The organism is Pseudomonas sp. P8_241, from assembly GCF_034008315.1.
Lineage (GTDB): Bacteria > Pseudomonadota > Gammaproteobacteria > Pseudomonadales > Pseudomonadaceae > Aquipseudomonas.
Genome location: NZ_CP125377.1, coordinates 3,478,485 through 3,503,824, shown reverse-complemented (window position 1 = coordinate 3,503,824; position 25,340 = coordinate 3,478,485). Strand labels below are relative to the sequence as shown.

General features: G+C 60.6%; 18 protein-coding genes. 3 read left to right on the top strand and 15 right to left on the bottom strand.

The window, feature by feature from the left end; genetic code table 11:
- Positions 1-8 precede the first annotated feature (8 nt).
- On the top strand, positions 9-959 hold the full coding sequence (locus QMK58_RS15865; protein WP_053159375.1) for a PDR/VanB family oxidoreductase: 951 nt from the start codon (positions 9-11) through the stop codon (positions 957-959).
- Between the two features lie 8 nt (positions 960-967).
- Here QMK58_RS15865 and QMK58_RS15860 read toward each other — a convergent pair whose 3' ends face one another.
- The 15 genes from QMK58_RS15860 to QMK58_RS15790 all read right to left on the bottom strand — a co-directional run bounded on the left by QMK58_RS15860 (position 968) and on the right by QMK58_RS15790 (position 22,715).
- Positions 968-1,684 carry a GntR family transcriptional regulator gene (locus tag QMK58_RS15860; RefSeq protein WP_320395013.1) on the bottom strand — a complete coding sequence of 239 codons (717 nt, stop codon included), beginning with the start codon at positions 1,682-1,684 and terminating at the stop codon, positions 968-970.
- Between the two features lie 86 nt (positions 1,685-1,770).
- Positions 1,771-3,021: an OprD family porin gene (locus QMK58_RS15855; RefSeq protein WP_320395012.1), complete on the bottom strand. Its 1,251-nt coding sequence runs from the start codon at positions 3,019-3,021 to the stop codon at positions 1,771-1,773.
- A 65-nt stretch (positions 3,022-3,086) separates the two neighbouring features.
- On the bottom strand, positions 3,087-4,421 hold the full coding sequence (locus tag QMK58_RS15850; protein ID WP_053159382.1) for an MFS transporter: 1,335 nt from the start codon (positions 4,419-4,421) through the stop codon (positions 3,087-3,089).
- Between the two features lie 417 nt (positions 4,422-4,838).
- Positions 4,839-5,645 (bottom strand): lytic transglycosylase domain-containing protein, encoded by an 807-nt coding sequence (locus tag QMK58_RS15845; RefSeq protein WP_053159385.1) that lies wholly within the window; start codon positions 5,643-5,645, stop codon positions 4,839-4,841.
- Between the two features lie 179 nt (positions 5,646-5,824).
- The gene (locus QMK58_RS15840; RefSeq protein ID WP_320395011.1) at positions 5,825-6,619 is read right to left on the bottom strand and encodes an ABC transporter ATP-binding protein; all 795 of its coding nucleotides are present in this window, start codon (positions 6,617-6,619) and stop codon (positions 5,825-5,827) included.
- Between the two features lie 11 nt (positions 6,620-6,630).
- Positions 6,631-7,392, bottom strand: coding sequence for an ABC transporter permease (locus QMK58_RS15835; protein WP_053159388.1), 762 nt, complete (start codon positions 7,390-7,392; stop codon positions 6,631-6,633).
- 9 nt (positions 7,393-7,401) lie between these two features.
- Positions 7,402-8,163: an ABC transporter permease gene (locus QMK58_RS15830; RefSeq protein WP_320395010.1), complete on the bottom strand. Its 762-nt coding sequence runs from the start codon at positions 8,161-8,163 to the stop codon at positions 7,402-7,404.
- Positions 8,164-8,420: 257 nt separating this feature from the next.
- Positions 8,421-10,883, bottom strand: a complete 2,463-nt coding sequence (locus QMK58_RS15825; RefSeq protein WP_320395009.1) for a TonB-dependent receptor — start codon at positions 10,881-10,883, stop codon at positions 8,421-8,423.
- Positions 10,884-11,279: 396 nt separating this feature from the next.
- The gene (locus tag QMK58_RS15820; RefSeq protein WP_320395008.1) at positions 11,280-13,550 is read right to left on the bottom strand and encodes a TonB-dependent receptor; all 2,271 of its coding nucleotides are present in this window, start codon (positions 13,548-13,550) and stop codon (positions 11,280-11,282) included.
- Positions 13,551-13,924: 374 nt separating this feature from the next.
- On the bottom strand, positions 13,925-14,983 hold the full coding sequence (locus QMK58_RS15815; protein WP_053159396.1) for an ABC transporter substrate-binding protein: 1,059 nt from the start codon (positions 14,981-14,983) through the stop codon (positions 13,925-13,927).
- A gap of 36 nt (positions 14,984-15,019) precedes the next feature.
- Entirely contained in the window at positions 15,020-16,072 is a 1,053-nt protein-coding gene (locus QMK58_RS15810; protein WP_053159397.1) for an ABC transporter substrate-binding protein, read from the bottom strand.
- 20 nt (positions 16,073-16,092) lie between these two features.
- The gene (locus tag QMK58_RS15805) at positions 16,093-17,253 is read right to left on the bottom strand and encodes an LLM class flavin-dependent oxidoreductase (protein WP_053159399.1); all 1,161 of its coding nucleotides are present in this window, start codon (positions 17,251-17,253) and stop codon (positions 16,093-16,095) included.
- Between the two features lie 366 nt (positions 17,254-17,619).
- Positions 17,620-19,488, bottom strand: coding sequence for an ABC transporter ATP-binding protein (locus QMK58_RS15800; protein ID WP_053159401.1), 1,869 nt, complete (start codon positions 19,486-19,488; stop codon positions 17,620-17,622).
- Positions 19,481-21,262, bottom strand: coding sequence for an ABC transporter ATP-binding protein (locus QMK58_RS15795; RefSeq protein ID WP_320395007.1), 1,782 nt, complete (start codon positions 21,260-21,262; stop codon positions 19,481-19,483). The genes QMK58_RS15800 and QMK58_RS15795 overlap by 8 nt, the downstream gene beginning before the upstream one ends.
- A gap of 184 nt (positions 21,263-21,446) precedes the next feature.
- The gene (locus QMK58_RS15790) at positions 21,447-22,715 is read right to left on the bottom strand and encodes an acyl-CoA dehydrogenase family protein (RefSeq protein ID WP_320395006.1); all 1,269 of its coding nucleotides are present in this window, start codon (positions 22,713-22,715) and stop codon (positions 21,447-21,449) included.
- Between the two features lie 503 nt (positions 22,716-23,218).
- Here QMK58_RS15790 and QMK58_RS15785 point away from each other — a divergent pair.
- Positions 23,219-24,274 carry an ABC transporter substrate-binding protein gene (locus QMK58_RS15785; RefSeq protein ID WP_053159407.1) on the top strand — a complete coding sequence of 352 codons (1,056 nt, stop codon included), beginning with the start codon at positions 23,219-23,221 and terminating at the stop codon, positions 24,272-24,274.
- A gap of 15 nt (positions 24,275-24,289) precedes the next feature.
- Entirely contained in the window at positions 24,290-25,021 is a 732-nt protein-coding gene (locus QMK58_RS15780) for a class II aldolase/adducin family protein (protein WP_053159409.1), read from the top strand.
- Positions 25,022-25,340: the final 319 nt, after the last annotated feature.

Below are 25,340 nucleotides of genomic sequence, written 5' to 3'. Positions count from 1 at the left end.
GGTGCGACATGATTGAAGTCGTCGTGACATCCCGCAACAACGAAGCGTTGGATATTTGCAGCTACGAATTGACCTGTGCCCAAGGGGGCACATTGCCCGCCTTCACTGCCGGGGCCCACATTGACGTGCACTTGCCCGGCGGACTGGTCCGTCAGTACTCACTGTGCAATCACCCCCGGGAGCGCAATCGCTACCAGATCGGCGTGCTCAAGGACGCCGCCTCTCGCGGAGGGTCGCAGTGCATGCATGAGCAGATCAACAATGGCGATCGCCTGCACATCAGCGAGCCGCGCAACCTCTTCCCTTTGGCGGGGGATGCCCGGCGCAGCCTGTTGTTTGCCGGCGGTATCGGCATCACCCCGATTCTCTGCATGGCCGAGCAACTGGCTGACAGCGGTGCCGATTTCGAACTGCATTACTGTGTGCGTGCCATTGACCGTGCGGCTTTTGTCGAGCGACTCAAAGGTTCTTCCTTTTCTGATCGCGTGCACCTGCATTTCGATGAAGACGCCGATTCGCGTCTGGATGCCGCTAAGGTGTTGTCCAATCCGGGGCCGGACTTGCACCTGTATGTCTGTGGCCCTTCGGGGTTTATGCAGTTTGTGCTCGATAGTGCCAAGGCCCAAGGTTGGAGCGATGGGCAGTTGCATCGTGAATACTTCGCTGCAGCGCCGGTGGATACGAGTAGCGATGGGTCGTTCCAGGTGAAGCTTGGCAGTAGCGGTCAGGTGTTCGACATTCCGGCCGACAAGACGGTGGTCCAGGTGCTGGAAAGCCACGGGGTCGAGATCGCCATTTCCTGTGAGCAGGGTGTTTGCGGAACCTGCCTGACCCGCGTGCTGGAAGGAGTGCCTGATCACCGCGACCTGTTTCTCACCGACGAGGAGCAAGCCGCCAATGATCAGTTCACGCCCTGCTGTTCGCGGGCCAAATCGGCACTCTTGGTGCTGGATATCTGAACCAACGCTTATTCGCCGCGCGCGATCACTTTCATCTGCACGCTACTGCTGCCGGTCGCGCCGAACACCTCGGCGTAACGCAGGGTCGCATTGGCGTGTTCGCGCATGATGGCTTCGGCGCGGGCGCCCTGGCGGTTGACCAGCGCGTCGAAGACCGAGTGATGTTGCATGTGGGCGAAGTTGAAGCGCCGGTACTCGCGCACCATGTCCTGGCGATCGATCGCCAGCGCTGAGACTGAAGCGAAGGGGCGATGGTCGTTGCGCGCCAGGGCTTCGGCGATGGCCGGGTTGGCGCTGCTTTCGACAATCACCTGATGAAAGCGCATGTTGAGGTCATGGAACACCTCCAGGTCTTCTTCCGTCACGTAGCCTTTGTCGAACAGTGTATCGCCTTGTACCAGGCATTCGTGCAGCGCTGTCTGCGCATGCGCGCTCAGTCCCCGCTCGGCGCTCTGCCGTGCCGCCAGCCCCTCCAGCACCCCGCGCACCTCCACGGCGCCGGCGATATCGTCGGCGCTTACCGAGCGCACCTGATAACCCCGTCCGCCATGGCGCACCAGCAAGCCTTCCTGCTCAAGGGTAACGAATGCCATGCGTACCGGCATGCGCGAGACGCCGAAGCGTTCGGCTGTCGGGATTTCCATCAGCCGTTCGCCGGCCGCCAACTCGCCCGAGGCAATCATTTTGCGCAGTGCAACCAGCACCATTTGACCGGGTTTACTCATGCAGGCGACTTCCAGAGAGGTGATTCGCCATAGTAACGCAAGGAAGGGGAGAGCTGCAGGGGCGACTGGCGCCCCTGGAGGGAAGATCAGAGTGACAGGGGGTAGTTGATGATGAGGCGGGTCTGATCGAAGTCACTGTTGAAGCTGCGACGGTTGGTGGCGTTGTTGAGGCGCACGCTGAGGTTCTTCAGCGGGCCACTTTGCAGGGTGTAGCTGACTTCGGTGTCGCGCTCCCACTCCTTGCCATCGCTGCCCGCCTTGGTGGTAGCGTTTTCGCCGTGACCGTAGCGCGTCATCAGCAGCAAACCGGGGATGCCGGCGGCAGCGAAGTCGTAGTCATAACGAGCCTGCCAGGAGCGTTCGTCGGCGTTGCTGAAATTACCGTTGAACATGTCGTTGCCCAGGGTTCGCCCGCTACTGCCATACACCGACATCCAGCCGGTATCGCCGCTGACCTTCTGCAGGCCCAGATACAAGGTATGGCCTCCCAGTTTGGCCGAGAACAACCCGTAGGCGGTGTGGCTTTGTACATTACCGATACGCGCGCTGCCGTCTTCCTTGTCGATGAAGTAACCCAGGTTGGCGCCAAGGGTCCAGTCAGCGAACTGCTGTTTGTGCAGCAGGTTCAGGTAGCTTTGCTGGTAGATGTCTTCAAGTTGCGAGTGCCAGGCGCCGACCAGGGTTTGTTGTTCGTTGAAGCGGTACTCGGCACCCATATAGTTGAAGCCGTCGGACGTGACGGTGGGCGCCGCCCAGGCGGAGAGGTCTTGCATGTCTGAGGAATTGCGCAGGCTCACGTCAGTGTATTGACCTGCCTGCAGGTTCAGCCCCGGGAACTCGCGGGACACCAGCATGGCGCCCTGAAAGGTCTGTGGCAGCAGGCGGCCGTCATCGTAGCGCAGCAACGGTATGTCCGGCATGAGCTCGCCGAGCATCAGTTCTGTAGCAGAAAGGCGCATTTTCGCGGCCACTCCAACGCGCCCGTAGTCGTCGGCGGAGCGACCGTCGTCGTGCACCGGCAGCAGCTCCGAACCGCTGCGTTGCGGGCCACTGTCGAGCTTGACGCCAAGCATCGCTATACCGTCCAGGCCAAAGCCGAGCACGCCAGGGGTATAGCCGGAATTGAACTTGAGAATAGCGCCCTGGGCCCATTCCTCTATCTTGCTCTTGCTGGCGCCCGGGTCATTGAAGTCACGATTGAAATAGTAATTTCGCAGGACCAGGCTGGTCTTGGAATCGTCGAAAAAACCACCGTTCTCAGCATGCGCTGAAGGGAAGACGGCGATAAGAATTGCACCGCCGAGCAGGGCCCGGGGAGGGAGGGGGAAGCGAGTCATTATTATTGTATTCCTTGGGGATGTAGTCAGCAGCGAGGATGGACCTCGCTGCTTTGTTGCATTGCTCAGGCCTGGCTGAGTCGCACTTCTGGCTGCTGTTGGGCGCCAGGCCTCAGTAACAGCAGCACGGCGGCGGCGATCACGAAAACCACGGCAAACACCCCATACAGGTGCAGTGGCTGCCAGCCGCTATCGAGCAGCAGGCCGGCTACGGTCGGCGAAAGAATCGCACCGATCCGTCCGATACCGATGCCCCAGCCGACCCCAGTTGCTCGTACGGAGGCGTCATAGACGATCGGCGACAGTGCGTACAAACCAGCCACGCAGCCGTTGGAAAACAGCCCGATCAATAGGCCCAGGCCGAGTGCCATTGATACCGATGAAGCCGAGTCAACGAACAGGACCAGCAAGCCTGCGGTAATCAGCATGAACAACGACAGCACTCGGGTCAGACGCCAGCGCGAAGCCATGGCGCCAATCAGCGCCGCGCCGAAAATGCCGCCGACGCTCAGCAACACACCACCGCTGATCCCTTGCTGGGCCGACAACCCTGCTGCTACCAACAGCTTCGGCGTCCAGCTCATGACGAAGTAGAAGCCGAACATCACCAGGAAGAACAGCAGCCAGATCAACAAGGTCGTGCGCCGTGAAGCCGGTGAGAGCAATTGCGCCAGGCGCCCGCGGCCTGAAGTCGGCGCCGCGGGGGCGGCGGGCAGTTCGCGCAGTGCCGGCTGACCGAGGCGGGCGGCCAGGCGATTGATGCGTGCCAGGGCGTTGTCGGGGCGGCGGGCGATCAGGAAATCCAGTGATTCGGGCAGGTACATCAGCACCAGCGGGATCACCGCCAGGGTCACAGCGCCACCGAAGACGAATACCGAGCGCCAGCCAAAGTGCGTCAGCAACCACACCGACAACAGACCGCCGAGGGTCGCGCCCAAGGCATAACCGGTGGACTGCAGGCTCACCGCCAGCCCACGCCAGCGTTTGTTGGCGTATTCACTGGCAATTACGTTGCTGCTGGCCAGGATCCCGCCAATACCCAGGCCGGTCACCCCGCGTAGTAGCGCCAGTTGCAGTGGCGTCTGGCTCAGTGCCGACAACAGCATGCCGGCCCCTGAAAGCAGCAGGCAAAACAGGATCAAGGGGCGACGACCAAAGCGATCCGCCCACGGTGCAATAAACAGAGAGCCTGCCGCCATGCCAAACAGCCCGGAACTTAACAACAGCCCGATCTGTGCGCCATTGAGACCCCATTCGGCAGACACCGAAGAGGCCGTGAAGGCCATCACCAGCACGTCGAAACCATCGATCATGTTCAGGACAATGCAGATACCCACGGCCAGCCACTGGAACGGCGCCATGGAACGCTCATCGACCACGCTCTTGAGATCGACGGTCATGGCTGTTGCCCCTCGAAACGAGGATGAGTACAGGTAAAACGAGCAAGGCACACGAAGGTGGGTACAAGCCAAGGCTTGAGCCCGATTGAAAAGTCACTCATCACGACACCCTTGTTGTTTTTATGAGCGGGCAGGCGCAACACCTGACACCGTGCGGCGCCAGTCAATCAATTTATGGATCCATTGAAAAGTGTTGTTATGAGTGTTTTTTTAGATTTTTATCTAAGAAAACAATAAATATAATTAAAAACAATGAGTTAGGCTATAACTTAAACCGTTCGATTATCGGTCAAAGAAAATGGTCTTCACATTAAGGATCCATTAAAGTCCTCCATAGGCGTCTGTTCCCGTACAGCACACTGCTGGGCCATTCCCCGAATGGCGTATTACCTATTCCAGGTTATGCGCCCTGCGGTACTAGCGATGGTTGCGATAGCGTTCGGTCAAGGACTGCACGAGGGTGACGTAGGATTGCGTCTCGGCATAGGGAGGTACCCCGTTGTACTCGACCACGGACGCTTCTCCGGCGTTGTAACCTGCCAACGCCAGCATCTGGTTGCCGTTGAAGCGCTTGAGCAGCCAGGCCAGGTAGCGCACGCCGCCACGAATGTTCTGTCGTGCGTCGAACGGATCGTCCACGTCAAAGCGCTCGGCGGTGGCGGGCATCAACTGCATCAACCCCTGAGCGCCGGCTTCGGAAATGGCGTTGGGGCGAAACGCCGATTCGGCATGTATCACTGCGCGGACCAGCGCCCGGTCGACACCGTAATGACCCGAAGCGGCTTCGATCTCCTGTCGATAGGAGCGGGTGTCCAGGCGCAGTGAGGTGACCTTGAAATCCTTCGGCGCCCTGCACAGATAGCAACCCTTGATGACATAGAGCTCAAGGACATCGACCCGTGCGGAAATCCCGACGGGGCGGCGGCTCACATATTGACGAACACCTTTGTGGACGAAGGTGAACACCCTAATCCGCACCGCACCTGCGTCGTCGTCCCGCACCAACCGTGGCAGGGCCATTGTCTTGGCACCGACACCGGCGCCCGCCGTGTCATTCTGGCGAGTGCAGCGGGCGCTGGCGACGGCTTGGCTGGTGTAGCTGATGGCTCCGTCCGTGGCTTGGCACTTGAACATGGCGCTGGCGCACAATGGAGCGACCAGCAAGGCCAGCTCGATGCAGCCAGGAAGGCTCTTGCGAGCCCATCGCCATGCTCTGGATCTCATCACATCGCTCCGCGCCTAAGGCGCCGATCCGGGCCTTAGGCGCCTGGCCCGGGCGCTGTCTTTAGAGGGCCTATTCTGTGTGGCCCGACTTTGTTCTGATAGTTATACCCCTTGTAACCGCCCTTGGAACTTGCATTGACGTACGGGCTGCCGGCGTTCCCGACGGATTGCGTCACGGTTCAATGCCCAACCAGTTCCTCCAGCAGCTGTTCCTTGTAACCTTGCAACACGGTCGAAGTACGCTCCCGGGGGTGGGGCAGGTCGACTTTGATCTCGTGTTTGATCCGTCCCGGATGGGCGTCCATGACGATCACCCGGTCCCCCAGGTACAGCGCCTCTTCAATGTCGTGAGTAACCATGATCACCGTGCAGCGCTGCTGTACCCAGATGCGCTGCAACTCGTGTTGCAGGCGGATCCGCGTCAGCGCATCCAGAGCGCCCAGAGGCTCGTCGAGCAACAACACTTTTGGTTTATTGATCAATGCGCGAGCGATGGCTGCTCGTTGTGCCATGCCACCAGACAGCTGATGCGGGTAGGCGTTTTCAAAGCCATCGAGGTTCACCAGAGCAATGTGCTCGGCCACCCACCGGTCTTTTTCCGCTGCAGACAGCGGGTGGTTCTTCAAGGCCAGGGCGATGTTCTGGCTCAGGGTCATCCACGGAAACAACCGATGGTCCTGAAACACGATCCCGCGCTCCAGGCTGGTGCCGACGACGCTTTTGCCGTCCAGCGAGATGTCCCCTTCATAATCGGCTTCCAACCCGACGATCAGCCGCAACAGGGTTGATTTGCCGCAGCCGCTGGCACCGACGATGCTGACGAACTCGCCGGGACGAACGTCGAGATTGATATTTTTCAGTACCGGCAGCGGTTGTCCTTCGATCCGAAAAGTCTTGCTCAGACCGCGAATATGCAGCGCACCCGACTGCAAGGGCGTGCTGTGTAGCAGAGTAGTTTGGGCAATTGCGTTCATGGAGTGGCCTTTCAACGAGTGTTGCGCCAGCGCAGCAAATGGCGGCTAAGAAGGGTGAAGAGCAGCGTCATCAGGTAGCCACAGAGGCCGATGCACAGCACGCTGAGGACAATGACCTCCATGCGTGAGCCGGCTTCGGCGTTCATCATCAGGTTGCCGAGGCCGGCGCCTGAGGAGAGAAACAGTTCGCTACCGATGGCGGTGACCCAGGCAAATGCCAGTGCGTGCAACACCCCGGTGGCGATGCTCGGTAGCGCCGCCGGCAGCAGTACATGGCGAAACCGTTGCCAAGGGCTCAGGACCAGCACCTGCCCAACCTCCCGATAGCGCTGTTCGACGTGGCTGAAGCCCTGCCAGGTATTGAGGACCATCGGATAAAACGCGGCGAGGCTGACGATCAGCACCTTGGAGAATTCTCCGTTGCCGAACCACATGGCGATCAGGGGAATCCAGCCCAGCATCGGGACCTGGCGAATGGAATGGAACAACGGCCCGATCAAGCGGTTGGCCACGGCTGAAAGCGCCATCAGCACCCCCAGCAGCACACCGAAAAGGATGCCCAGGGCCAGGCCGGCGCAGGTGCGGGCCAGGCTGGCCAGCAAATTCACCAAAAGTTCGCCATTGGCCAGCAGTTCCACCAAGGCCGAACCAATAGCTGACAACGGCACAAAGGCGTAAGCCCCGGCGGCGCCCTGGCGTGACAGGTACTCCCAGCCGCCGATCAACAATAGCGGCAGCAACAAGCCGCGGGATTTTGCAAATAGTCGAGACATCAGCGGCTCCTAGCGGGTCTGCCAGCGAAACATCCGCTGTTCCAGTTGGCGAAAACCAAAGTCGAGTACAAAGCCGATCACGCCCGTGACGACCACGCCGACCATCACCACATCAATGCGCAACATTTGCCGGCTCATTTCAATCATCTGACCCAGGCCGCTGTCGGCAGCCAGCAACTCGGTGGCGACCAGCACCACCCAGGCCCGGGTCAGGCTGATGCGAAATCCGGTGATGATCGGGGGCGTGGCAGCAGGCAGGGCGATCTCGCGGACGAAGGTCGGCCAGCGCAGCCGATACACGTCAGCCACTTCGAAGTAGCTGCGCGGAATGGCTTTGACGCCTTCGCTGGCGGCCAGTGCCACCGGGAAGAAGGCGGTTTTGGCGACGATGATGATCTTGAAGGTTTCATCGATACCGAACAGCAGCACGAACATCGGGATCAACGCGATGCTGGGGATCTGGCGCAGCGTATGAAATAGCGGCGAGCAGTAGTTCTCGACATTTTTCGACAAGGCCATGAGGATCCCGAACGCCAGGCCTGACAACGAGCCGACAGTGAATCCCAGCCCCAGGCGCGACAGGCTGTTGAGCAGGTGCTCTTGCAACTCGCCGCTGGCCGACAGCTCCCCGAAGGTTCGCCATACTTGTGCGGGTGGGACCAGCAGGTTACGCGGGAAAATTCCGGCCTCCGCTACCAACGCCCAGAGCAACAGCAGGGCAGCAGGAGAGATAAGCCAGGTCAGGGTATACAACAGTCGTTGGGGGCGCATGGCAGGTCTTATTTCGGCTAAGTACCGAGGGGGTATCGCAAGAGCTGTGCCAGCCGCGACGATGCATGCACCGCCCCCTCCCGGATCCGGCTTGCTGGCGATAACACCCCCTGTAGGAGCCGGCTTGCTGGCGATAGCTGCGGTGCAAACACCACAAATCGTGCTGTCCGCCATCGCCAGCAAGCCGGCTCCTACAAAGGCAATGGTGCTTCATCAACACTGGTTGCTGCTCCAGCAACACCAGAACAGCAGCCCCGTCAGAATTCGTAACTGACACTGGTGTAGTAGAACGCTCCCTGGGCGCCTTCAGGGCTGGTGATCGAGTATTTCGGTACACCGTACAACTGCGTGCCGTCAGCCTTGTCCGGGTGGGTATCGAACAGGTTGATCGCACCCAGCGAAACCTTCAGGGTTTTGTTGAAGGTGTAGGACAGGTCCAGGTCGGTCACCCATTGCGGACTGTACGTCTGGTCCAGGGTGGGGTTGGCGGCGTTGAGGCTTTTCCATTCGCCATACCGACGTTGAGCCACGGTGATGCCCCAATCGTCATACAGCCAGTTGGCACTCAAGATCAGCTTGGTTTCGGGGGTGCCGTCTTCGATCAAACCTTGGGTGGTTCGACCGATTATCTGCGAACCCTTGATATTGCCGACGTCACGCAGGGCGGTGATTTTGGTGTTGTTCTGGCTCACGCCGGCGTTCAGGTTCAGTTGTCCCCATTGCTGCAGGTCCAACTGATAGTTGCTCGCCAGCTCGACACCGTCGGTGCGGGTATCGGCGACGTTGCTGTAGAAGGCCGCACTTTGAATATTCGCGTACGGCGTGCCAGCGAAAATCGGCGAGACCACCGACGCGGGCAATTGGTCGGAGAGGGTGATGCGGTTATCGATATCGATGCGGTAGGCGTCCAGCGTCACCGATGCATTGGCCAGCGGGCGCCAGACCAGACCCAGAGAATAACTGGTCGACTCCTCCGGTTTCAGCGATGTGCCGCCCAGCAACGCGGCTTCCGGGCTGTCTGCGCGCAGGGTGCGTTGCTGCACTTCGACAAAATTGCCGCTGCCTGGCGGTTGCTCCACCACCTGCACGCTGAATGACGACAAGCCGCTCTGCACCAGTGACGGCGCGCGATAGCCAGTGCTGGCGGTAGCTCGGGCAGCGATCTGCGCAGTGAAGTCATAACGCAAGGACAGTTTGCCGTTGGTGGTGTCGCCGAAGTCCGAGTAGTGCTCGGTGCGCACCGCAACACCGGCCTGGAATTTCTCGGTGATCTGCCCTTCGACATCGACATAGGCTCCCAATACGTTGCGGTCCAGTGTGGCCGCATCGACTTGGGTAATGCCCGAGTAGTAACCCGGGATGCGCCGCTGCGTAATCGGGTCGACGCTATTGAAGAACGGACCGTTCTGCCATCCGGCGGCTTCTCCTTCGCTCAGCTCGTAGTTCTCCTGGCGCCAGGCCAGGCCAGCGGAGAGTGTCAGCGGCTTGAACAACAGGTCGGTGGGGAAATCCCGCACCCAGTCCAGCGTTGCGTTGGTCTGGTCAGCCTCACGTTTGCCGGTGTAGATGTTTTCCGGGCTGTTGGCGCCCCAGCTCGGGTTGATCGCATGGTGGTCGGTGGAATCCAGGGTGTTGTCGCCATGGTTCACGGCGAAGTCGAATTTACCCAGTTGTTCGTCTTCGTAGCGCAGCCCCCCGGTCAATGCATAGTCTTCCAGCGAATAGCGGGTAATGGGCAGGCGTCCGTCCGGGAATCGCTGCAACGCGGTGCTGCTGTAATTGTTGCGCAACGTCGTAGGCGGATCGAAAAAGCCTTCCGCATCGGTATTTTTGTGGGCGTACGTGGCAAAGCCGTAGGCGGTCAGACCTTCGCCAATGCCGACCTCGCTGTTTACGGCAACGTTGTATTGGTCCGATACATTGCCCGAGCCCCAACGCCAGGTGCGATAGCGATTGTTCTGTTCACGGGGGGTGTTGATGCTGGTAGAGCCCGGGTAAAAAATCCGGTTGTCCGGGTTGGTGTCGCTGGCCGGGTCCTGATTGCCGGCGTCGAAACTCATGGTCAGGAAGCCGTCGTTGGGCAGGGTGAAGCCTTTCCAGCCGCTGAGTTTGCGCTGGATGCCATCACCTTTGTCATAGCCGCCGAAGCGGTATCCGAGATTGCCTCCCTCGTCCTTTTCCTTGAGCACGATGTTGATCACGCCGGCAATGGCGTCTGAGCCGTATTGCGCTGCGGCGCCGTCGCGAAGGATTTCCACGCGCTGGATCGAGCTCAGGGGAATCAGGCTCAAATCGACGGCCGCCGCACCACGGCCATTGACCAGGCTTTGCCGGGTGACGTTGGCGCTGGTATGGCGGCGCTTGCCGTTGACCAGCACCAGCACCTGATCAGAGGCCAGGCCGCGTAGCGATGCGCCTTGGGCGATGGACCCGGCGAAGGCACCTTGGGGTGATTGCGGATAGGTGAACGAGGGTGACAGCGCGGTGAGGGCGCCGGACAGGTCACTGGCGCCGGTCTGTTCCAGTTGCTCGCCAGACAGCACGTCAATCGGCGCGGCGCTTTCCAGTGCCGTGACATCGCTTCGACGGGTGCCGAGCACGACCACGGTGTCCAGGTGATCGCCGGTTGCACCGGGTTGGGTAGGGGCAGCAACGACAGGCAGGGCAAGGCTGCCAATGACCAGCGCAATAGCGCCGGCCAACGGGGTGTGATGGAACATGGGTTAAATTCCTTCCATGCTGTAGGCGCCGGCTTGCCGGCAATGGCGGCCTTCAAAGCGATACAAGACTTGCGGGCCTCATCGCCAGCAAGCTGGCTCCTACAGGGTTTTGTGTGGTTCCGGAGGACCGGAAATCGATTGTTTGAATGGATACCGGCAGACCGGAAATCGATGGGTGTTGCGTGGATACCGGCGGCCCGGAAATCGTTGGGTATTGCATGGAAACCGGTGGCCCGGAAATCGGTGGGTATTACTGGGAAACCGGTGGCCCGGAAATCGAGGTTTTCTGTAGGAGCCGGCTTGCTGGCGATGGCGGCCTTCAGGGCGATGCAAGGCTTGCGGGCCTCATCGCCAGCAAGCCGGCTCCTACAGGGGGTTATGTGCCTCCTGCAAGGGTCAGAAGCGGCTGGTCACGCTCAGGCCAACGGTGCGTGGGTCGCCGTAGGTAATGACGTATTGGCCCAGCGTGCCGTTCGGACGGCCGTGAACCTGGTAGCGACGGTCGGTGACGTTGTTCACAAAACCAGTGACGCTGAGCTTTTCATCCGGGCTGAACCAGGTCAGGCGAGTGTTCGCCAGGGTGTAGTGCGGTTGGCTGAGGGTCTTGTCGGCGCTGCTCTGGCGGTCGGCGAGGAAGTATTCCTTGTCGCGATAGCTGACATCGCCACCGGCGACCAACTTGCCACCGATTTCCAGCGGGAACGTGTAATCGGCACCCAGCGCCACCACGTTGCGCGGCGAACGCACGAAGCTGTTGCCACTGTAATCACCCGTGACGACGCCGGTGTTGGGGTTGGTGTTCTTGAAGTCGGTGTACTCGGTGTCGAGGAACGAAACCGCGGCACGCAGATGCAGGAAGTCAGTCGGTTGGGCTTCGAGTTCCAGCTCGGCGCCCTTGACCGTACCCTTGGCGCCGTTGGTCAACGCCGTGGTGAGCACCCCGTTGTTGACCGTCAGCAGGTTCACCTGGATGTCCGAATAGTCGTAATAGAAGATATTGGCGTTGGCCGTCAGGCGATGGTCGAACCACTCGGACTTGAGGCCGATTTCGTAGGCGTCGAGTTGTTCCGGGTCCACCGTGGTCAGCTGCGAAAGGCTGGTGGACAGGCCGGTGTTGAATCCGCCGGAACGGAAGCCGTGGGCATAGCGGAAAAACACTCGCAGGTTGTCGTTGATCCGGTATTCCGGCGTCAGGTCATAGGTCCAGGCTTCCCAGGTCTTGTCTTCCTGACGGTTGCCATTGGTGCCGACACCGGCCAGGGGCACCAATGGACCGTTGGCGGTGATGCGGGTCAGTTGGGTCAGGTCGAGGTCGATGTCTTTCTTTTCCTGGGTCCAGCGCAGGCCGCTGGTCACGGAGAACTTATCGGTGAAGTCATAGGTCAGGTTGCCGAACAGCGCGTAACTGTCCGTGGCGTGGTCGTAGCTCAAGTCACGAAAGTCGGTGGCGCCGCCGATCTGGTTCGAGCCGGTGCCGTTAGGCGTGGGGCCGGGTGTGATGATGCGCTGTGCGGAGCTGTCGAGATCTTCGTGGAAGTAGTGCGCTCCCAACAACCAGCGCAAGGTTTCCTGCTGCGGCGAGGCCAGACGCAGTTCCTGGGAATACTGCGAATATTTGTTGTCGGCAATCGCTGCGCCGTTGACCTCATAAGGCGTGTAGTCGGCGTCGCTGGTGGATTGCCCGCGAATGTAGTCATAGGCACTGATGGAGGTCAGGGTGTAGTCACCCAGATGCCAGTTCAGGGTCAGCGAAGTGCCGTCGTGATTGAGCTTGGAGTCTTCATTGACATTGATATCGATATCGCGCCCGCTGGGACGTTCATAACCCACGTTGTAGTAGCGCCCGACGGTGAGTGAGCCGTTGCTGCCGTCGCCTTTGTATTCGCGACTGTGAACCTTCAGCAATGCCTCAAGATCATCATTGACCTGAGCCAGAAACTGCAGGCGCACGGCTTTCTTGTTGACGTCGCCGTAGGTGTTGTCGTCCACCAGGTTGTCCTGAAAGCCGTCACGCTCTTCGGAATACAGCGCGATCCGCGCCGCGAGTTTCTCATCCACCAGCGCTCCCCCCAGAGCGCCACTGACGATGCGTTCGTTTTTGGTGCCAAACCCGATCGTGCCGAAACCATCGGTGTCGAAGGTTGGTTTTTTGGAGATGACATTCACCGCGCCTGCGGTGGTGTTCTTGCCGTACAGCGTGCCTTGCGGCCCTCGCAGGATTTCGATGCGCTCCAGGTCGAACAACGGCCCGCCGCCGGCGATAGGTGCGTTCAAGTAGACGTCATCGGCGTAGATTCCCACCGGAAAAACCGTTGCCGCGCCGGTGTCCCCGGTGCCGAGACCACGGATGTACCAACGCGGCCGGCCATCGCCGTCCGGGTTTTTTGCCGAGGTGTTGGGCACGAACGTGGTGATGTCACCCATGTTGCGCACACCATCGACGACGAGGCTGTTGCCCTGTATCGCCGACACCGCGACCGGAATCTCTTGCAGGGTTTCTTCCCGGTGTTGAGCGGTCACGGTCACGGTCTTGAGTGAAGGCTCCGTGGCGGTTTTGCTGCTATCGGCTTCTGTGGCTTCTGCTGCCAGCAATCCCTCGCTGACGCCGCCCCCGGCCAGCAACAAGGTTAGCCAGATACTCTTGGTGATTGGATTAAGTTTATGCATTTAAGTCTCCCCCAAAAAAGTTTCACTAGTGGGGGTAGAGCAGAGATCGTGCCAAGAGGTTTTGCGAGCGCTTTAGTTTTGTTAAGTGCCTGTATTTAAATGGTTATGTTGTTATTGAAAGTTGTGTTTGTGGGGTTTTTCCAGCGTTTTTTTAGTTAGGCTGCATGCGAGTTAAAGAGCCTGTCAGGTATTCAGCACAAAGTTGTTTGGTGGGTGTTGCTGGAGCAGCAGGCGTCGGGGGGAAGAGTGTTGCCTGGCCAGCAATTCATTGGCCTTGCGGACGCCATCGCCAGCAAGCCAGCTCCTACAGGTCGTGCGCAAACCTTGTAGGAGCCGGCTTGCCGGCGATGGCGGTATTACAGGCGATGAGGCACTCAAACCGCCAGGCGGGAAGTGGAGCCAATGACATTTTCAAGCACGCTGAAATCGATCCAGTCGCGCACATCGAATCGTCGCGGGATGAAATCCCAGCGATGCAGGAAATCGGTGAAATCCTGCAACGCTTCGATCGAGCGGGTATCGAGCGTGGTGCGCAAGCGCCGATGGGCGTCTTCACCGTAGGCGGCGGCTACCCAATACTCACTGGTGTTCAGTTCACGGGCCAGAAAACGCCGGGTTTCATCCGGATTGGCCCAGGCCCATTGCTCGGTGCGCAGCACGGTATCGACGATTTTCACGCTGGCGTCGAAGTGCTCGTGCAGCAAATGGGTGTCCACGGTCAGGGTTCGGGGCGTGCCGTTGTTCGAGCGAATCAGCGGGTCCGGATGGGAGCCGGTATCGACCACCACCTGCAAGCCGAACTCATGGGCCAGGTGCACCGCATGCGCGCCCTTGAGAAAAATCGCGTCGATGTCACCGCGCAGCAAGCCGATCAGCTCATTGTTGCGCTTGCTGATGCGGGTGACTTCCAGGCTGACTTCCGAACCATAGACATGCTGCTTCTGATCGTCGCTGTAGGTCCCGCCATAGGGGTAGTCCACCAACTCGACGTCGGCCACTGTCAGGCCTTCGAGCTTCAGGGCGTTTTCCAGGCCGCGCAGGGCTTGGGCACGGGTGAAGTCAATCTGCACGTTGGCCCATTTCGGCAGGCCGAAACGACGGTTTTTCAGGTCGCGAATGCTCTTGATGCCGCTTTCCTCGGTGGTCAGGATCAACTGCACCTCGTCGCTCCAGGACAGCCCCAGTACCCGGGTTTGTACGCCGCTGGCATAGGCCCAGATGGCCGGGATATTGCCGCCATGACGCACCGAGTTTTTCAGGTGATGGTCGTAATGGGCTTCGCGTACCTCCCGCTCGCTGGACTCGCGCAGGGATTGGATGTTGGTGCCGAACGGCAGAAAGGCTTCGGCCAGTCGACCGGACTGCACGGCGATGCCAAGCCCCGTGGGAACAGGGCTATGGGTGTACCAAAGCGTATCGAGTGGTTTGCTCATGTTGGCCTTCAGTTCGAGTCCATGAAACCTGGCGGGTTACCCGGCCAGCGCGGTGGGCGATTGCAGCAACGCGTCCAGCGGTCGTCGATCGATCCAATCGCGCACGTCGAAACTTTTCGGGATGAAACGCCAGCGATGCAGAAAGTGGGTGAAGTCCTGCAGGGCGCCAATGGCCTGCTCGTCCAGTTCGGTGTTCAGGCGCAGGTGGGCGTCGTTGCCATAAGCGGCGCTGACCCAGTACTCGCTGCTGTTGGTTTCGCGGGCCAGGTAGCGGTGCGCGTCTTGGGGATGGGTGTGCGCCCAAAATTCGGCGCGTCGTACAGAATCGAGAATGCCGGTGGCGACCTCGAAGTGGTTGTCCAGCAGGTTCAGGTCCACCGCCAGTGTGCGAGGCGTGCCGTTGTTGCTGCGAATCAGCGGCTCGGGGTGCGAGCCGGTGTCGATGACCGTGTGCAGGCCAAACTCATGGGCCTGGCGGGCGGCGCTGGCGCCTTTGAGGAAAATCGCATCGACTTCACCACGCAGCAGGCCCACCAGTTCCAGATTGCGCCCTTCGACCCGCTGCGTACTGACCGGCGTGCCGTTGACAGTACTGACCTGAGGATCGCTGAACGTGCCCTCGTAGCGGTAGTTCACCAGCTGCACATCGCCGACTTGCAGGCCTTCGAGTATCAGGGCGTTTTCCAGACCGCGCAGGGCCTGGGCGCGGGTAAAATCGATCTGCGCACCAGCCCAGTCGGGCAGGCCGAAACGGCGTCCCTTCAGGTCCTTGACGGTTTTGATACCGCTGTCTGGAAGGGTCAGGATCAGTTGCACTTCATCGGCCCACGACAGCCCGATGACGCGTGTCTCCCGGCCTTGGGCCCTGGCCCAGATCGCCGGGATATTGCCGCCATGGCGTACCGAGTTGCGCAGAGTGTGATCGAAATGCGACTCGCGCACAGCCTTGTCGGCGGACTCGCGCAATGACTGTACTTGCGTGCCCAGTGCGCCAACGGTGTCTTGCAGCCAGCCTTTTTGCACGGCGATGCCCAGTCCGGTGGGGACCGGGCAACGGGTGTACCAGAGGGTGTCGAGGGGTTGAGTCATCAAAAATTCTCCCGCAGCGTTCAGGCGCTGGCTTTCAAATGAGAGGTCGCCTGGGTGGCTGGACGTTGGTGCACCAGTGGCAGGACTTCCTGACCGATACGCAGGGCTTCTTCCAGGTGTGGGTTACCGGCGAGGATGAAGGTCGAGAAACCGGCGTCGCGGTATTCCACCAGGCGTTCGGCGATGTTCTCGTGACTGCCCACCAGACCCACGGTCGGCCCCGGCTTTGCCTTGGCGAAGCCGGCCCAGAGGTTCGGGCCGATGATCAGGTCGTCGAAGCGGTCGATGTGCTGGTGGTAGGCGGTCTGGCGCGCGCCACCGACCGAATCGGAGCCACTGGTGAAGCCCTTGGCGACCACGCTGCTCTTGCCTTCGAGCTTGTCGAACTGACGACGCAGATCTTTCCACGCCAACTCTTCGGTTTCCCGGGCGAACAAATCGACCCGCAGACCGAAGCGCACGCTGCGGCCCTGCTTGTCTGCCAGTTCGCGCACCCGTTCGATGTGCGGCTTGAGCTTGTCGATGGGCTCGGCCCAGTTCAGGTAAACGTCTGCGTGTTTGGCTGCAACATCCAGGGCCGCATCGGAAAAACCGGAAAAGTACACGCCGGGTTTGCGCTCGTTCTGCAGGCCGTGGGGTAACGCGCCGTTCTCCAGTTGATAAATATCGCCGTCATAGGAGAAACGCTCGTTCTGCCAAAGGCCCTGGATAATGTCGAGAAATTCGCCGGTGCGCTTGTAACGCAGGTCATGTTCCAGGAAGTCACCGTTGGCCCGCTGACTGGCCGGGTTGCCACCGGTGATGATGTTCCACTCCAGGCGACCGCGACTGAGGTTTTGAAGGATCGCCGCTTGTTGCGCGGCGTAGGCCGGAAGTGTCCAGGTCGCTTGGAATGCGATCAAAAATTTGATCCGGCGGGTTTCCCGTGCGAGGGCCGCTGCGGCAATCCACGGCTCCGGGCCGGTGGGCAGCAAGGCGCCTTCGAAACCTGCCAGTTCGGCGGCTTTTGCGACTTGGGCAATGTAGTCGATGTAGGTGAAGTCATCCGGTTCACCATTGGGCAGACGCCCGGGTGCGATATTGCCTGGACGATAGTGCGGATTTCCGCGGTTATGTTTGTCGGTGGTCAGTTGCGGACCATCGGTGCCCAGCGGCAGGCGCCAGAAAAACTCAGTGCTCATGGGATGCTCCTGATTCAATTACGCGTTGCGTCGCGCAGGTGCGAGGACGTCTTGAGGGGATGATTGCAACGGACATGCCATGGTCGATAAGCCGGGTTCTGACCAGCAGGGCCGGGGGATTGGCGGGCAAACGGGGAGGGGTGGCAGGCGAGGGTGCTGCTGTAGCAACAGCCGGCCAGCAATGGGTGTTCAGGGTGCAACAAGGAGTGTTCATTGCACGTGCATCTGTAGGCGCAGGCTTGCTGGCGATCAGGCCGGTGGATTTTGCGCGACTTTGAGCGCGCCATCGCTGGCAAGCCAGCGCCTACAGGTCCGCGTGTGAACCCGAGTTTGTAGGAGCCGGCTTGCTGGCGATGGCGGTCGCATTCACGCCGATGCGGTGGCGACGATCTCGTCAATGGACGAACCGGCTTCGGCGCTGCGCAGGTACGTCTGGTACAACGCCGCATATGCGCCACCCTTATCGATCAACTGGCTGTGGGGGCCTTGTTCCACTACGCGACCATGACGGATGACCGCGATGCGGTCGGCATCGCGAATGGTTGCCAGGCGATGGGCGATGATGATGGCGGTGCGGCCTTCGCAGAGTCGGCGAAACGCTCGCTGAATTCGGCGCTCGGTATGGATGTCGACAGCTGAGGTCGCCTCGTCCAGCACCAGCACCGCCGGGTCTGCGAGGTAGGCACGTACCAGGCAGACCAACTGCCGTTGGCCATGACTCAGATGCCCGCCCAAAGGACCGACTTCGGTCTGGTATTGGTGCGGCAGGCGCTCCAGCACTTCGTCCGCGCCCAGCTCCCGGGCTGCTGCAATCAGGCTCGCGTCGTCGGCGTGGGGAGATGCCAGACGCAGGTTGTCCAGGATGCTGCCGCTGAACAACACATTGTCTTGCAGCACCACGCCGACATTACGCCTCAGTTCATGCTGGGCCAGGTTACGAACATCAATGCCATCGAGTCTGACCGCACCCGACTGAACCTCGTAGAAGCGCGTCAGCAGCTGCACCAGCGTGCTCTTGCCGTGACCCGAAGGGCCGACAATCGCCATTACCTCACCGGCAGGGATGTGCAGGTCAAGGTCGTTGATCACCGGCGAGGGGCTATTGGCATCGTAGCTGAAACGCGCTCGCTCGAAACTCACTTCGCCCCGGGCTTTGCCCACGGTTTGCGGTGTGGCGTCGTCGTTGATCTGCGCAGGCGTATCGAGCAACAAAAAGATCCTCTGCGCCGAGGCCGAACCCGTGGCGTAGCGCTCGAACAGGTCCGACAGTTCCTGCAGTGGCCCGAGGAACAGGAACACATAAAACAGACTCTCCGCGATCTGGCCAACGGTCACATCCGCCTGTGCCATGCCATAAGCGCCTACCAGTAACAACACGGCCATCCCGGCCGAGCTGAGCAGGGCGGTAAAGGGTGCGAACCAGCCGGATCGCAGGCTGCCGTGGATCAGCGCCCGATTGAAGTCATCCAGCAGGCCGCGGTAGCGCCGCAGGTTCGGGGCTTGCTGCGCACACTGTTGCAACATGCGCGCGCCGCTCACGCTTTCCACCAGATGCGCGGTGAAACGGCTGCGGTTCTCCGCGACCCTGGCCCAGTTGCGCTGGGAAATGCGTTTGAAACTCCAGGTCGCCAGCACCAACACTGGCACCGTAGCGGCGAGACTGAGAAAAAACCGCGGGTCGATTCGCCACAGCATCACCGAGGCCAGTGCGCAGCGCAGCAAGGCGCCAAGCAACTCGGGTGGCCCCTGGATCAACAACGGTTCAAGGGCATCGACATCACGGTCGACACGGGAAATGATTCGCCCGGCCTTGGTGCGGTCGAAATAGCTGACGCTCAGGCTCTGTACATGCGCGAATACCCGTACTCGCAAGTCATTCAACACCCGGATCGCCGCACTGCCGGCGATGAACTGCGAGACCCCAGCGAGCAGGAAACGCCCGAGCCAGCTGACCGCCAGTCCCAGTCCGAGCCACAGCACAAGGCGCTCATCGAGCAACCAGTGATCGTTCTGTTGAATCAGCCCACGATCGAGCAATTCACGGACAAACCAGGGGCGCAGGAACACCGTGAATACCAGCAGCAATTCAATGCCGATGACCCCGGCAATATGTCGGCGAATCGGTTTGAGCAGCGGCAACAGTCGACCGAACATGCTGCGGTCGAGGGCTTTTTTGGCCAGCATTTCTTCAATTTCGATATCGCTCAAGGCTTTGCCGGCGATTGGGTTAGCCATGGTCGATCCCTAGCAGGTCGCGGTAGTCCGGATGGGTTTTCAAGAGTTCAGCATGGGTACCGCTGGCGGCGATCCGACCGTCCTGGAGCATCAGCACGCGGTCCGCCAGGAGGATGGTCGACAGCTTGCTGGAGATCACCAGCAAGGTGGTGGCACGCCCCTGATCACGGCGCAGCTGGCGAATGTTGTTCAATACCTGACGCTCGCTGATCGCATCCAGCGCGCTGGTGGCATCGTCCAGGCACAGGATGTCCGGCTCGCCGAGCAGCGCACGGGCCAGACTCAAGCGTTGGCGCTGACCGCCAGAAAGCGTCACGCCCCGATCACCGAGCGGCGTAGCCAAACCTTGGGGCAGGCGCTCAAGCACGTCCTGCGCGGCAGCCAGGCACAAGCCATGATGCAACTGTTGATCGCTGGCGTGCGGCGCAGTCAGGCGCAGGTTGGCCGCGAGCGTGTCGGAGAACAAAAAACTTTCTTGCGGCACCACATGCACCCGGCGCCTCAGTTCGTCCAGGTTCAACTGACGAATGTCCTGCCAACCCGCACTGTCGGAGCCGATCAGTAAACGACCGGAGGAGAAGTCGCTCAGACGTGGCAACAGACTGGCGAGCAGGCTTTTCCCGGTACCGGTCGCGCCCACCAGAGCGACGATTTCGCCCGGCTGCAACGTCAGTGAACAGTTCTGCAAAATCTCTCGACCACCGCCGGGAGCGCCGACACTCACGTGCTCCAGCTTCAACCCCAGCGGCGATTCGGGCAGGCTGCGGTTGCCGCTGCGAATCGCCGCTGGCTCGTCCAGCAGTTGCCAGATGCGCTCAGCGCTGGAGCGGGCATCGGCGAAAGTCTGCATGACGCGGCCAATACCTTCGATGCGAAACACCAGAGTGGTGGCAATGAGCAGCGAAGTGACCAATTCACCGATGCCCAGTCGGTCGGTTGCTACCAGATGAGCGCCGTAAACCAGAATCCATACATGCCCCAAGGCAACGACGGCCTGGGGCAAGGGTATCCGCGAACTGGAGTAGGCGAGGGCAAGCCGGGCGTGGTCGGCAAACACCCCCACTTGTGAGGCGAAGCGCTGAATGCGACTGTGTTCCAGACCAAAGGACTTGATTACCCGAACGCCGCTGATGCCTTCGCTGAGGTCCTGATTGACCCGGTCATAGGCTTCGCCAACCGCTCGATCGAGACTGACCAGGCGCTCGGTCTGGCGCACGAATATCCATAGGCCGAACACGGTCAACAGCAACGGAACCAGGCCCAGTAGCGGGTTGTACCAACCCAGCAGGCCGACAGTTGCCAAGACCACCAGTGGCGTCTCCACGACTTGCCGCCAGAAGCTGATGAGTGCATCGCGCACCTTGTCGGCATCGCGGGTGGTGCGAGTGATCATCTCACCCATGCCGTGTTGCCAGTGATAACCCAAATGCAGGGTTTGGACCTGTTGCAGGATGCGCTCGCGCAGACGCGTCAGCAGTTCCTGGCTGAGGACCAGCGACAACACGCTGGCGGCGTATTGCAACGCGCCACGGCCTACGGCCACGGCGAGCATCAGCCACAGCCAGTACCATCCAAGGCTGGCATCGAGGCCGCCATCGGCTTGGCGGATCACTGCGCGACCCGCGCTGACATCGTTCACCGCGTGCCCGATCAGCCATTGCTGCCAGACCAGCCCAAGGTTCACGGCAATGAACAACGCCGCTACGAGGGCGAAGCGCCAGGGCATTTCCCGGTAAATCGCAAGGCTGCGCAATAGAGGGTGTTTTTCGATCATGTAATTGCTCTGTGATAAGTGCCGCACCGTAAGCACCTGTAGGAGCCGGTTTGCTGGCGATGGCGTCTTTGATTGTGGCGCAAACTTCGAAGGCCTCATCGCTGGCAAGCCAGCTCCTACAGGTTTGTCGCTGTTTTCAAATTTCCCTTGTAGGCGCCGGCTTGCTGGCGATGGTGTGGTCAGATCATCGCCCGGGGCTGGTGGCGCCCTGTTTTTCCTTGGCATTGAGGATTGCGGTGTACTCGCCCGGATCGACACCATTGAGGTAGTAGTTGCCGACGTGATGCAGGCGCCAGCGGATCGGGTCGTGGGTGGTGTGAACCCGGGCGTTGCGCCAGAAGCGATCGAGGTTCCATTTGGTCAGTGATGAGCTGGCGCCGAGCAGGGAGAAGATGTCGCTGGAGATCTTCAGCGAGGCCGAATCGGAGTGGGCTCGGGCGGTGGCCACCGAGAGAATCAGTTCGTCCTGCAGTTCCTTGTTGTCCGGGTCCAGTTCATGTTGGTCGAACACCCGTGCAGCATCCCGCAGCAAGGATTGCGCGCCACGCAAGGCGACGGCGTATTCGCCGATCTGTTTGATGATGTGCGGTTCTTGATTGGCCTGATCGACGCCGCTTTCTACCCAAGGGCGGGCGTTGTGGTTGAGGTATTGCACGGCGGCCGACAGCGCGCCCTCGGCAATGCCGGTGTCGATGGCCGCATGGAGAATCTGCGGGAAGGTCAGGCCTGTGCGTTTCATCGGGCCTTTGCGCTGCGAGACGAAGCCTTCGTCGAGTTCGATGTTGTCGAAGATTACCGTGCCGCTGACCGAGTTTTTCTGGCCGAAGGCTTCCCAGTCATCCACCAGCGTCAGTCCTTTGGTATTGCGATTGAGCAGCACCCCGGCGCCACCATCGTCGCTGGCGGCGGTCAGGGAGATCCATTCGGCGAGGTAGGAGCCGGTGGAGTAGAACTTGCTGCCGTTGAGTATCAGCTTGCCGTCGGAGCGACGTTCGACCCGGGTCTTGAGCGCGAATTTGTTCTTGCCACCTACCTCGGCCAAGGCATTGCCGAAACGTTTGCCGGCCAGTACATCACGGATCAGCCGGTCGCGAATCTCATCTGAATACCCGGTGAATATCCCCCGCAGCATGACGTTGTGGATTTGCAGCAACTGACCGACGCCACCGTCGGCGACTGAAATGAGGCGCACGGTTTCGACAATGGTTTCGACCGAGGCACCGAGCCCGCCAAAAGCCTTGGGAACGCCAATCGCGGTCAAGCCGCTTTCGGACAACAGTTGCGCCTGACGCCAGGGCAGTTGGCCGTTCTGGCTGGAGTCGGCGGCGATTTCGGCGATCTCCAGGACGATTTCCCTGGCCACGGCGATGGCTTGGGTTTCGCTTTGCAACACGCGGATGGGGGCCTGTTCCTGGGTCAGTGGGCCGCCAGGATGGTGTTCGACATTGCTCATTGCTGTACCTCTGATAATTGATCTGATGCCCATGTAAAAAATCCTCGCGGGCGCCGGCTCGCTGGCGATGGCGCCCTTGATTACGACGCAAGGTTCGAAGGCCAATCGCTGGCAAGCCAGCTCCTACAGTTCAGCCGCGTGAACCCGATGCACCCTTGCGAACCCGATCCGTGTAGGAGCCAGCTTGCTGGCGATGGCGTCCCAGGGTGTTGCAGGGGCTTGAGCAAGTTCTGCGCCAAAGGCTTGAAAGCGGGTTCTGCGCAGGGTCTGGCGCGGTGGAGGGATGGCGGGTGTTGCTGGAGAAACAACAAGATTGCGCCGATTGCTCGAACAGCAGCAGTCGCCATGCAGAGTTGCTTGCAGGCCAGCAGTTGAAGGCGGCTGATTTGCGGCGACTGGTCTGAGCGCCTTTAAAAACGGGGCTTTCAGCTTTTGGCACGGGCACTGCAATGGCACTGGCAACAGTCACCGCGACTGACTTGCCCAACCCGATGGAGTTGCCCATGACGCTTGCTGCCAAACAACACCGACCCGATACCCAGACCGAGCTGGATCAAATCTGGTTTACCCGTTGCCCGGTGCCGACGGCCTCCGGGATCGCTTACAAACTCGGTTGGCTCAGCGATGAATTCGCCGCTGATGGCCTGCCGGTTTCGACCTTGCAGGAGGCCCGTCAACTGGGTCACCACCACTACGATCACGAACTGCCGGGGCTGTTTCGCGAAGGCGGAAACGTACCGGCATTGGCGGCGCGGGCAGCCGGTGCGCCGAGTCGCTTGATCGGCCTGACCTGGATCGAAGAATGGCAAACCATCCTGGTTCGCCCGGACTCCGGCATCAGCCGGCCGCAGGATCTCAAAGGCAAGCGACTGGCGCTTCCCGCCTGGGGTGAAACCCGTCCTGGGAGCATCGCTCGGGCCATGAGCCTGCATGGCTACAAGGGCGCGCTGAGTCTGGCTGGGCTGGGGTTCGATGATGTCGAACTGGTGGAAGTCGCCCTTCAGGATCAAGAGCGGGCGGCGAGCCCACAGGAAGGTTTGCAACGATTGTGGTCGGGCCTCGATTACCTGGTACGCGGTGAGGTGGACGCGGTCTACGTCAAAGGCGCTTCCGCTGCCGACGCCGCACGGCGTCTCGGGCTGGTGGTGGGCATCGACCTGGACCTGATCGCCGAGCCGCGCTATCGCATCAACAACGGCACGCCGCGGCCCATCACCGTTCACCAGAGCCTGCTGGACAATAATTTCGACCTGGTGGTGCGTTTTCTCGCGCAAACCCTCAACGCCGCTGACTGGGCTGCCAATAACCGGGAGGCACTGAACGCCATTCTCGAGGAGGAAACCCGTGCCGGCAGCGCCGGGGTTGCTGAGGCCTATCGCGGCGAGTTCCACACCACGCTGGCGCCTGACCTGTCTTCGCAGCGCCTTGAGTTCCTCGATACGCAAAAAGACTTTCTTTATCTGCACGGCTTCCTGGAACGCGATTTTTCCATCGCCGACTGGGTCGATCCGCGCCCGTTGCAAGCCGCCCATGAACTGCTGGCCAAGCGCCGCGCCTGAATCCGGAGATCTGCCATGACCATTCTCGTCAATGAACAATTGATCAGCGAAGAACTGAAGAACTTTATCGACAAGGTGCTGATCGAGGCTGAAGAAGCCTTCACCGTGTTCCGTGAAACCAACACCATCACTGCCAATGGCACGGTCGGTTTCATCGAGCGTGTGCCGGGCCAGGAGCTGCTGGTGTCGGTCAACTACGGCGGCCCATGGAACTACCGCAAACCGCTGCAAGCGACGGTCACCGATTTTGAAGGCAAGGTGATTTACGGCAAAGGCAAGGGCGGTTTTGGCCGCTACACCAAACTGTTCCAACAGCATGCCGACATCACCACGGTGTCCCATGTGCATTCGCCGTACCTGGGCGCCTGGGCGCAGACCCATCGCACCCTGCCATTTCACTACGTGCCGGTGCAGCGTTACCAGCTGGCCCGGGAGCTGCCGGTGTACATCGACCGACGCCAGCCGGAGGTCGATTTCATCCTCGACAGGATTGCCGAGAACCCCTTCAACCTGGCGATTCTGGAAGCCAACGGCGGCTCGACCGTGTGGGGCAAGCAAGGCTTGCGCGCCACCGCCGAATTCATCCTGTTGCTGGAGGAGGGGGCGCAATTGCAATTGCTCGCCGATGCCTTGGGTGGTTCCCGTGCCTATGGCCCGGGCGTTCTTACCCAACAATGGAAAATGAGCGGTCTGTACGAACAAGCCACCGAACTGGGCCTGGTGCCCGCCATCGACCGCCGCACCTGATCGCCCGACCACCACGCACCCTGTAGGTGCTGGCTTGCCGGCGATCGCGGCCGCAAGAGCGGCGCAAAGTTGGAGGGCCTCATCGCCAGCAAGCCGGCTCCTACATGGATCGGGTTCGCAAGGGTGCATCGGGTTCACGCGGTTGAACTGTAGGAGCCGGCTTGCGGGCGAAGGCGGCCGCAAGAGCGGCGCAATGTTGGAGGACCTCATCGCCAGCAAGCCGGCTCCTACATGGATCGGGTTCGCAAGGGTGCATCGGGTTCACGCGGTTGAACTGTAGGAGCCGGCTTGCCGGCGAAGGCGGCCGAATGGTCGACAC